Origin of the sequence: Niabella drilacis (assembly GCF_900101395.1) — a bacterium.
GTDB lineage: Bacteria > Bacteroidota > Bacteroidia > Chitinophagales > Chitinophagaceae > Niabella > Niabella drilacis.
Genome location: NZ_FMZO01000002.1, coordinates 192,026 through 198,979 on the forward strand (window position 1 = coordinate 192,026; position 6,954 = coordinate 198,979).

A 6,954-nucleotide genomic window follows, 5' to 3' on the forward strand; every position below is an offset into this window, starting at 1 on the left:
TATGGAACGTTTAATTATTGATATGGATGGTGTGCTGGCGGATGTCTACAGCCAGTTCCGGAAATATGAAAAAGCGGATCTGGGAATTGTTCAGGAAGCGGCAGCTGTTGTTGGAAAGACCGAAAGAGAGGCTTTCAGGAATGTAAGGACCTATGTGAATACACCGGGCTTTTTCCTGGAAGCGCCCGTAATGCCGGGGAGCGTGGAGGTGATGGCGCACCTGAACCGGCAATATGAGGTCTATATCGTATCCTCAGCGATGGAGTTTCCGTTGAGCCTGTATGAAAAGTACCGGTGGCTGCAACAACATTTCCCGTTTCTCAGTTGGGAACAACTGGTACTCTGTGGCTCTAAGAAGGTTGTTCACGGGGACATCATGCTGGATGATCATTTTAAGAACCTGGATCATTTCGGGGGCCGGACTCTGTTGTATTCGCAGCCGCATAATCAGATGAAAGATCCCGGGAAACATGTCCGCGTGGCCAGCTGGCAGGAAGTAGCGGGGGTACTGTTATAAGCGTATCTTATCCCTCCTGGTCCAGGATCATCCTGCGAAGCAGTAAAAGTGCCTGCATAGTGGTGATCTCGATGTTCTGTTCCCGGTCGAACCGCAGCTGCAGCAGCTTCGTTACGATACGATCCTGGCTGCCGGCCGCGATCCAGATAGTGCCCACCGGTTTTTGCGGAGTACCGCCGTCTGGTCCTGCAATGCCCGATGTGGCCACTGCATAGTCGGCGCCCAATTGTTGTAATGCGCCTTTTACCATGGCTTCTACGGTTTCGCTGCTAACAGCGCCCTGTGCCCGCAGGACCCCGGCGGGAACCTGCAGCAATGCTTCCTTGATGATATTGGAATAGGAAACAATACTACCGTTATAGTAGGCGGAGGATCCGGGTACCCGGGTGATCCAGTGGGCCACGTTGCCCCCGGTACAGCTTTCGGCAGTGGCCATGGTCTTTTGTTGCTTTAACAACAAATGACCAATTACCTGTTCAATGGGCTCATCCTTTTTGGAAACGATGATGTCTTCCAGCAGCGCCGTCATCTGGTCAAACTGTAAGTCAACCTCATCGGTTAGTTGTTGTTCTTTATGCCCCTGGCCGGTTAGCCGTAGCTTTACAATGCCATAGCTGGGCAGGTAGGCCAGTTTAATATGCCGGGGAAGGGCGGCTTCAAAATCCGGCAGCCGCTCAGCTACCATGGACTCGCCCATTCCTGCGGTGAAAGCAGTGCGGTGTACAATGAACGGGAATTTGAAATGCCTGAGCAGCCGGGGGATCACTTCATCAATCAGCAAGCCCTTCATTTCATGCGGTACACCCGGTAACGAAACAAAGACCACGGTACGGCCATCTACATTTTTTTCGAACCACATACCGGGCGCAGATCCGCGGGCATTGTGCAATACCCTGGCTACATCCGGCACTTCCGCTTGTTTTTTGTTGCGCTCTTCAATAGGACCGGACCGGCGGTATACTTCGCGAAACAGGTATTCAATATGTTCGGCTACTTTGGGATCGATAACCATTTTTCCCCCGAAATAGTTATTTAAAAGCGGCTTGGTAATATCATCCGCTGTAGGTCCCAGCCCGCCGGTAAGGATAATGATCTGTGCCTGTTTCGATTCTTCATCCAGCGCTGCCCTGATGTCTCCGGCAACGTCTCCGACCGCCACCCTCCGTTTGACCCAGATCCCCACTTTGTTAAATTCCTGTGCAATAAAAGCGCTGTTGGTATCAATGGTCTGACCGATCAATAACTCATCGCCGATCGTAATTATGGACGCGTTCATATTTTTTATTCTGTAAGGAACAAATATCCTGAATTTATCCGATTCGCGATCTGTTTAACCCGGCTGTTTGAAATTTTTCAGGTACCGCTTCTAAACGGTTAAACGGCTTCAATGAACGATTTCCGTGCGCGGCCAGGTGTTTTGAATAGTAAACCGGAGGCGATGGCAGTTGGGGGCTATCGGTCATTTAGGAATCTCAATATATGATCAGTTATTTCCTGATGCTGCTGCAGGGTGCCTTTGTTATCCATATTATTATGAATTGTACGAGGCAGCTTTATGATCGTTATTGAATATTTTTTCTGCTCCTCTTCTGATGGCAATACTCCATCATCGGCTGGCTGATCACTGGAGCGTAATGAATATACCTTTGGATGGTTGGTTCTGGGTAAGGCCATACGCCTGTTATCCAGCGTAATAATTTTATCGGCAATGCCCGGGTATTGCTGCGCAAATAGTGCGGTCATGTCTGCCCCGTTTGAATGGCCAATTAATGCGATATGGCTGAAGTCCAGTTGCCGGTTGTTTTTCTTCAGTTCATTTATCACAAACAAGATGTTAGCAACGCCCCGCTCCCAAAAAGGCCGCCGCACTATTTGCGGCACTCCTGTTAAAGGCATAAGGCTGTCCGTTGGAAGTTCGTGCTGAATGCTTGCAACGAAATAGCCTTCAGACGCCAGATATGCCGTCAAGTAAGAATACGCCAAATAGTCTCCGCCTTTGTTCTGCCCGTAGCCGTGACTGAAAATTACGATTTTAGGGTTTTTGATTTTGGGCGCGTAGAAGGCAACGGGTATTTTCCTGCCCCTCGATTGGTCAAGCAGGGTTAATGTGTCCCGCTTATAATTGCTGCTCTTATTGTCTATAGCCCTTTGACCCGTTATACAACCTGCGGAAAGGAATAACAAGGTTTGAAGAATGTAAAATCTGCGGTTCATGCTGCTATTGATGCAACGGGTGTTTGTGTTTCCTGCATTTTAAATGTACAAAAAAACTGGACGCCTTAAAGGGGCAATGGCTGGTTTTAAAATGTGCAGCTGTATCAGAACAATGAGATCTAAAAGGGGAAATTGAACCGGAGTCTATTGAATCACTTTCAATTGTATATTCCGGAAGTCGATCGGCTGCCCTTCGCTTTGCAGGGCAATATAACCGGCGGTAAGCGGTTTTCCGTCAATTTTCTGTTCAGGGGCATACCGGTTCACCACGGGGCCGCCGATCTGGGGTTTGGAGTATTGCATCACCGTGTCGCCTTCAATGACATGCGTGATCAGCGAATCGCCGTGTACGATCAGCTCGCCCTTCACCCATTGCCCCGGCGGATAGGTTTTGGAAGTGGAGTTGATGCAATGCCGGGTATCCAGTTTGCCCTGGTAAAAGATATGCGTACCCGGTGAACACATATTGCCGGTTGTCCTGGGATTCCCGTCTGACAGGCCGGCGAGCAGCTGCATTTCGATGGAGATGGGCCAGTCCTGTTCTTTTGGCATGGTGCGCGGATCCTGGGAATGGTACATGATACCACTGTTTTCGATCGTATATTCCGGTGCGTCCTTACGCCAGTCGGATTGGGGCAGGAAGCGGTATTCAAATTTCAGGTGATAATGTGACAACGGTGTTTTATAATACAGGTGGCCATAGCGCTCATTAAAATGATCATAACCGTCATAGCGCACTTTAATGATGCCATCTTCGGCGCGGAAGGTGTTGGCATAATTATCACCGGTTTCATGATGATGGATCTTAACGATCCAGTTATCCAGGTTTTTGCCGTTGAACAGGGAGACCCAGCCTTCCTGTTCTGCTGTACGATGACGCGATGCGGAGCAACCTGCGCTGATCAGTACTGTAAAAGAAAGCAGCGCAAAGAAAAAGTGCCTTGTAAACATAAAATGGTTTGGATAAAGATAGGGAATCGGATCTTAATTTTCAACGGGACATACCAGGCCTTATAAAGCTTAATACTCAAACTTCCTTAGCGTGGGGGCTTTCAGCCAGGTAGTGATCACCACGATCAGCGTCATGCCCCCGCCAAAAATTACAGAAGGAATAACGCCCAGTACGCGGGACATCATTCCGCTTTCGAATTGCCCGAATTCATTGCTGCTGGTTACAAACATGCCGCTGACACTGCTGACCCGGCCCCGCATATGATCCGGCGTGAGCAATTGCATAACCGTACCCCGTACTACAACGCTGATGCCGTCGAGGATACCGGATACCAGCAATGCAAAAAAAGAAAGCAGGAACCATTTGGAGAGGCCAAACAGGATGATGCAGGTGCCGTACCCGGCAACGGCGATCAGCATTTTTTTGCCCTGGGCCTTCCTCATAGGCGAGAAGGTCAGTATTAAAACAATGACGATGGAGCCGATATCGGAGGCCGCATTCAGCCAGCCATATCCCATGGGCCCGATCTTCAGGATATCGGACGCAAACACCGGGATCATTGCAACCGCTCCGCCAAAAAGCACGGCAAACATATCCAGCGCCATTGCAGCCAGCAGTGCCTTTGTCCGGAATACGAACCGTACGCCCTCGGCGACGCTGTCCCAGGTCTTTTTTTCAGCATTGCCTTTAAAAGGAGGTTTGGGCTTCAGTTGCGTAAGTATAAGGAGGGCTGCAAATATGAGCGTAACGATCACGGCCAGTGTATTGGTGATGCCGTAAAGTGCGATCAGGAATCCTCCCAGCGCGTGCCCAGTAACAGAAGCCGAGAGCCAGGTGCCCTGGTTCCAGGTGGTAGCGTTTTGCAACAGCTGCCGGGGAACAATGGTAGCGATCATCGAGTTTAACGAAGGACCTGCAAAAGACCGGAGAATACCGGTAAAGAAGAAGGTCCCATAGATGCACCAGGTAATATGCCGGATGTGAAAGGTTTTTCCGGCAAGGTCTGTCGATAGAAAAAGCAGGAAGCCGGCCGCGAAAAAATAACCGGCAACAGAGCGGAGAAGGAGCTTCCGTTTGTCGCTGACATCGACCTTATGCCCCGAATAAAGCGCCAGTAAAAGGGCCGGGATCACTTCAGAAAGGCCAATCAGCCCGATCGCCAGCGGGTCTTTCGTAAGCTGGTAGATCCACCATCCCACAACGGTCGTGATCATACGCATAGCGCATACAAATAAAAAGCGCCCGGTCATCAGATTCCTGTATTCGGGCACGCGTACGGCGCCCAGCGGATCATTGGTAACCTGTACTACAGGCTGTTGCTCATCTTCCATTGAAGGGGCAAAGGTAACTGTTTCAGGATTCAATAGTGAACAATGGCGTAGCATTGCCCGGGCGCCTGCTTTTGCTTTCTGCTTAAACTGGTGAAAGCTCAACCGGGTGCAGGCCCGGGGTATAGGTCCTGTCCAGTGCGGTCATGATGATGTTAAGATGCCGGTCGTTGGTGATAAAATCGGCATGGGAAGCATCTACAAATAAAATGGGAACCGGAAGCTGCCGGATATACTGGAGATAGGTTTCCTGGATGCTTTGCAGGTAGGTGTCCGGTATGTTTTGCTCATAACCACGCTGCCTTTTTTTTATATTATCCTGCAGCTTTTTTACCGGGGCGTGCAGGTATATCAGGAGCTGGGGCTGTATCAGTTGCTGCTGGATGATATCGAACAGGCGCTGGTAAAGCCTGTATTCATCTGCAGACAGGGTTACTTTAGCAAAAAGCAGGGATTTTGTAAACAGGTAATCGCTGATGGTCAGCTGCTGGAACATATTTTTTTGCAGGAGCAATTCCTGCAGCTGCTTATACCGCTCCGCCATAAAAAAAAGCTCCAGCGGAAACGCAAACTGCTGCGGGTTTTCATAGAATTTAGGAAGAAAAGGGTTGTCTGCAAATTCTTCCAGCACCAGGCGGGCATTATACCTGCCGCTCAGCGCCGTGGCGAGGGTTGTTTTCCCTGCTCCTATATTGCCCTCAATGGTAATAAAATCGTACTGCATGTGACCGGCTGCAAAGTAAGTACAATTTTGAAACCTTATATTTTTTTTACCGGGGAGGGATCCTGCACCTGCAACAGCAGTTGATGGATGGTCTGCTGCAGCTGAGGGTGGATCGTCTCCGGCGCAATTTCTTCCAGGGGAGCTAATACAAACCGGCGTTCGGCCATCCGGGGATGGGGCAGGGTAACCACGGGCGATTGACAGATCAGATCGTTATATAATAGAATGTCGATATCGATCACCCGCGGGCCATACCGTTCGTTCCGGATACGCCCCATCGCGGCTTCTATTTCCAGGATCCGGTGCATCAGCGGCTCCGGCTGCAGGGAGGTGGTTACCAGGAGCGCCTGGTTATAAAAATCGGGCTGATCCACCAGCCCCCAGGCTGCGGTTTCGTAGATGGCTGAAGCCTTCCGGATGGCTCCGATTGCCTGACGGATCCGGCTCCTGGCCCCGGCCAGGTTGGCGGCACGGTCGCCCAGATTTCCGCCTATGAGTAAAAATGCCTGGTTCATTTGTAAGATGTATTGGAATTACCTGATTCTTTTTAATTAACCACGTGGAAATATCGTGATTATTGGACCGGTAATTTGCTAAAATACTCATTAACAATGGTTTTTTGGCCTTTCTTAAAAATATTTGAGCAATTGAAATTTATAAGAATGCCCTTAGGGCATTGTGGCAGTTCCCTATAGGGTAGCAACTGCGCTTCATATAACGGTATTATATCCTGTACCGGTTTTAGCTCCACGCCAATGCTCCGCTTTACCAATAGATCGCATCTGAAATCCATATCCTGCGTTTTTCCTTTGTAAAGTAAAGGCTCTTTCACCTCTGTGAGTCCCGATAGCCATCGCATGCGCATCAGGTTAATTTTAGGAATTTAGTGGTTAAAGGCAAAAGCTGCAGCGCAGCGTCGCTCTTATTAGCAATGGACAGGAGACGGAACAGAGGTGCAGCGCACCGGTAATATAAGTCTCCCCCGAAAAGATTCCCGCCGCGCTGCGGCTACGGGTAAGTCCCTGGAAGTGCATGTTACCATTATTTGCGGCGCGCTGCGCCTGCTATCAAAAGATGAGGTCTTTTTCGGCTTCCAAAGGCTTATTCATACTACATTTTATGGCAATAGACCTGTTTTTTATCTTGACGCGCTCCCGATAGCCATCGCATGCGCGTCAGGTTAATTTTAGGAATAGTGGTTAAAGGCAAAAGCTGCAGT

General features: G+C 49.6%; 8 protein-coding genes. 1 reads left to right on the top strand and 7 read right to left on the bottom strand.

From position 1 onward, the window contains the following. Position 1: 1 nt before the first annotated feature. Positions 2-517, top strand: a complete 516-nt coding sequence (locus tag BLS44_RS04205; RefSeq protein ID WP_090388799.1) for a 5' nucleotidase, NT5C type — start codon at positions 2-4, stop codon at positions 515-517. Between the two features lie 7 nt (positions 518-524). Here BLS44_RS04205 and BLS44_RS04210 read toward each other — a convergent pair whose 3' ends face one another. The 7 genes from BLS44_RS04210 to BLS44_RS27095 all read right to left on the bottom strand — a co-directional run bounded on the left by BLS44_RS04210 (position 525) and on the right by BLS44_RS27095 (position 6,600). Continuing rightward, positions 525-1,793, bottom strand: coding sequence for a CinA family nicotinamide mononucleotide deamidase-related protein (locus BLS44_RS04210; RefSeq protein ID WP_090388800.1), 1,269 nt, complete (start codon positions 1,791-1,793; stop codon positions 525-527). A gap of 176 nt (positions 1,794-1,969) precedes the next feature. Beyond that, the gene (locus BLS44_RS26190; RefSeq protein ID WP_143019655.1) at positions 1,970-2,341 is read right to left on the bottom strand and encodes a hypothetical protein; all 372 of its coding nucleotides are present in this window, start codon (positions 2,339-2,341) and stop codon (positions 1,970-1,972) included. A 534-nt stretch (positions 2,342-2,875) separates the two neighbouring features. Then, the gene (locus BLS44_RS04220; RefSeq protein ID WP_090388802.1) at positions 2,876-3,682 is read right to left on the bottom strand and encodes a 3-keto-disaccharide hydrolase; all 807 of its coding nucleotides are present in this window, start codon (positions 3,680-3,682) and stop codon (positions 2,876-2,878) included. A gap of 69 nt (positions 3,683-3,751) precedes the next feature. Continuing rightward, positions 3,752-5,068, bottom strand: a complete 1,317-nt coding sequence (locus BLS44_RS04225; RefSeq protein WP_245729092.1) for an MFS transporter — start codon at positions 5,066-5,068, stop codon at positions 3,752-3,754. A 28-nt stretch (positions 5,069-5,096) separates the two neighbouring features. Next, a complete protein-coding gene (locus BLS44_RS04230) occupies positions 5,097-5,735 on the bottom strand; it encodes a deoxynucleoside kinase (RefSeq protein ID WP_090388803.1) in 639 nt (212 codons plus the stop codon). Positions 5,736-5,770: 35 nt separating this feature from the next. Beyond that, positions 5,771-6,250, bottom strand: a complete 480-nt coding sequence (gene folK, locus BLS44_RS04235; protein ID WP_090388804.1) for a 2-amino-4-hydroxy-6-hydroxymethyldihydropteridine diphosphokinase — start codon at positions 6,248-6,250, stop codon at positions 5,771-5,773. A gap of 59 nt (positions 6,251-6,309) precedes the next feature. Beyond that, positions 6,310-6,600, bottom strand: a complete 291-nt coding sequence (locus BLS44_RS27095; protein ID WP_090388805.1) for a GxxExxY protein — start codon at positions 6,598-6,600, stop codon at positions 6,310-6,312. Positions 6,601-6,954 lie beyond the last annotated feature (354 nt).

What these genes read in the sequence shown, in the direction of transcription:
- BLS44_RS04205 (WP_090388799.1), top strand. Translation starts at nt 2, where the DNA reads ATGGAACGTTTAATTATTGATATGGATGGTGTGCTGGCGGATGTCTAC.
- BLS44_RS04210 (WP_090388800.1), bottom strand. Translation starts at nt 1,793, where the DNA reads ATGAACGCGTCCATAATTACGATCGGCGATGAGTTATTGATCGGTCAG.
- BLS44_RS04220 (WP_090388802.1), bottom strand. Translation starts at nt 3,682, where the DNA reads ATGTTTACAAGGCACTTTTTCTTTGCGCTGCTTTCTTTTACAGTACTG.
- BLS44_RS04225 (WP_245729092.1), bottom strand. Translation starts at nt 5,068, where the DNA reads ATGCTACGCCATTGTTCACTATTGAATCCTGAAACAGTTACCTTTGCC.
- BLS44_RS04230 (WP_090388803.1), bottom strand. Translation starts at nt 5,735, where the DNA reads ATGCAGTACGATTTTATTACCATTGAGGGCAATATAGGAGCAGGGAAA.
- folK (WP_090388804.1), bottom strand. Translation starts at nt 6,250, where the DNA reads ATGAACCAGGCATTTTTACTCATAGGCGGAAATCTGGGCGACCGTGCC.
- BLS44_RS27095 (WP_090388805.1), bottom strand. Translation starts at nt 6,600, where the DNA reads ATGCGCATGCGATGGCTATCGGGACTCACAGAGGTGAAAGAGCCTTTA.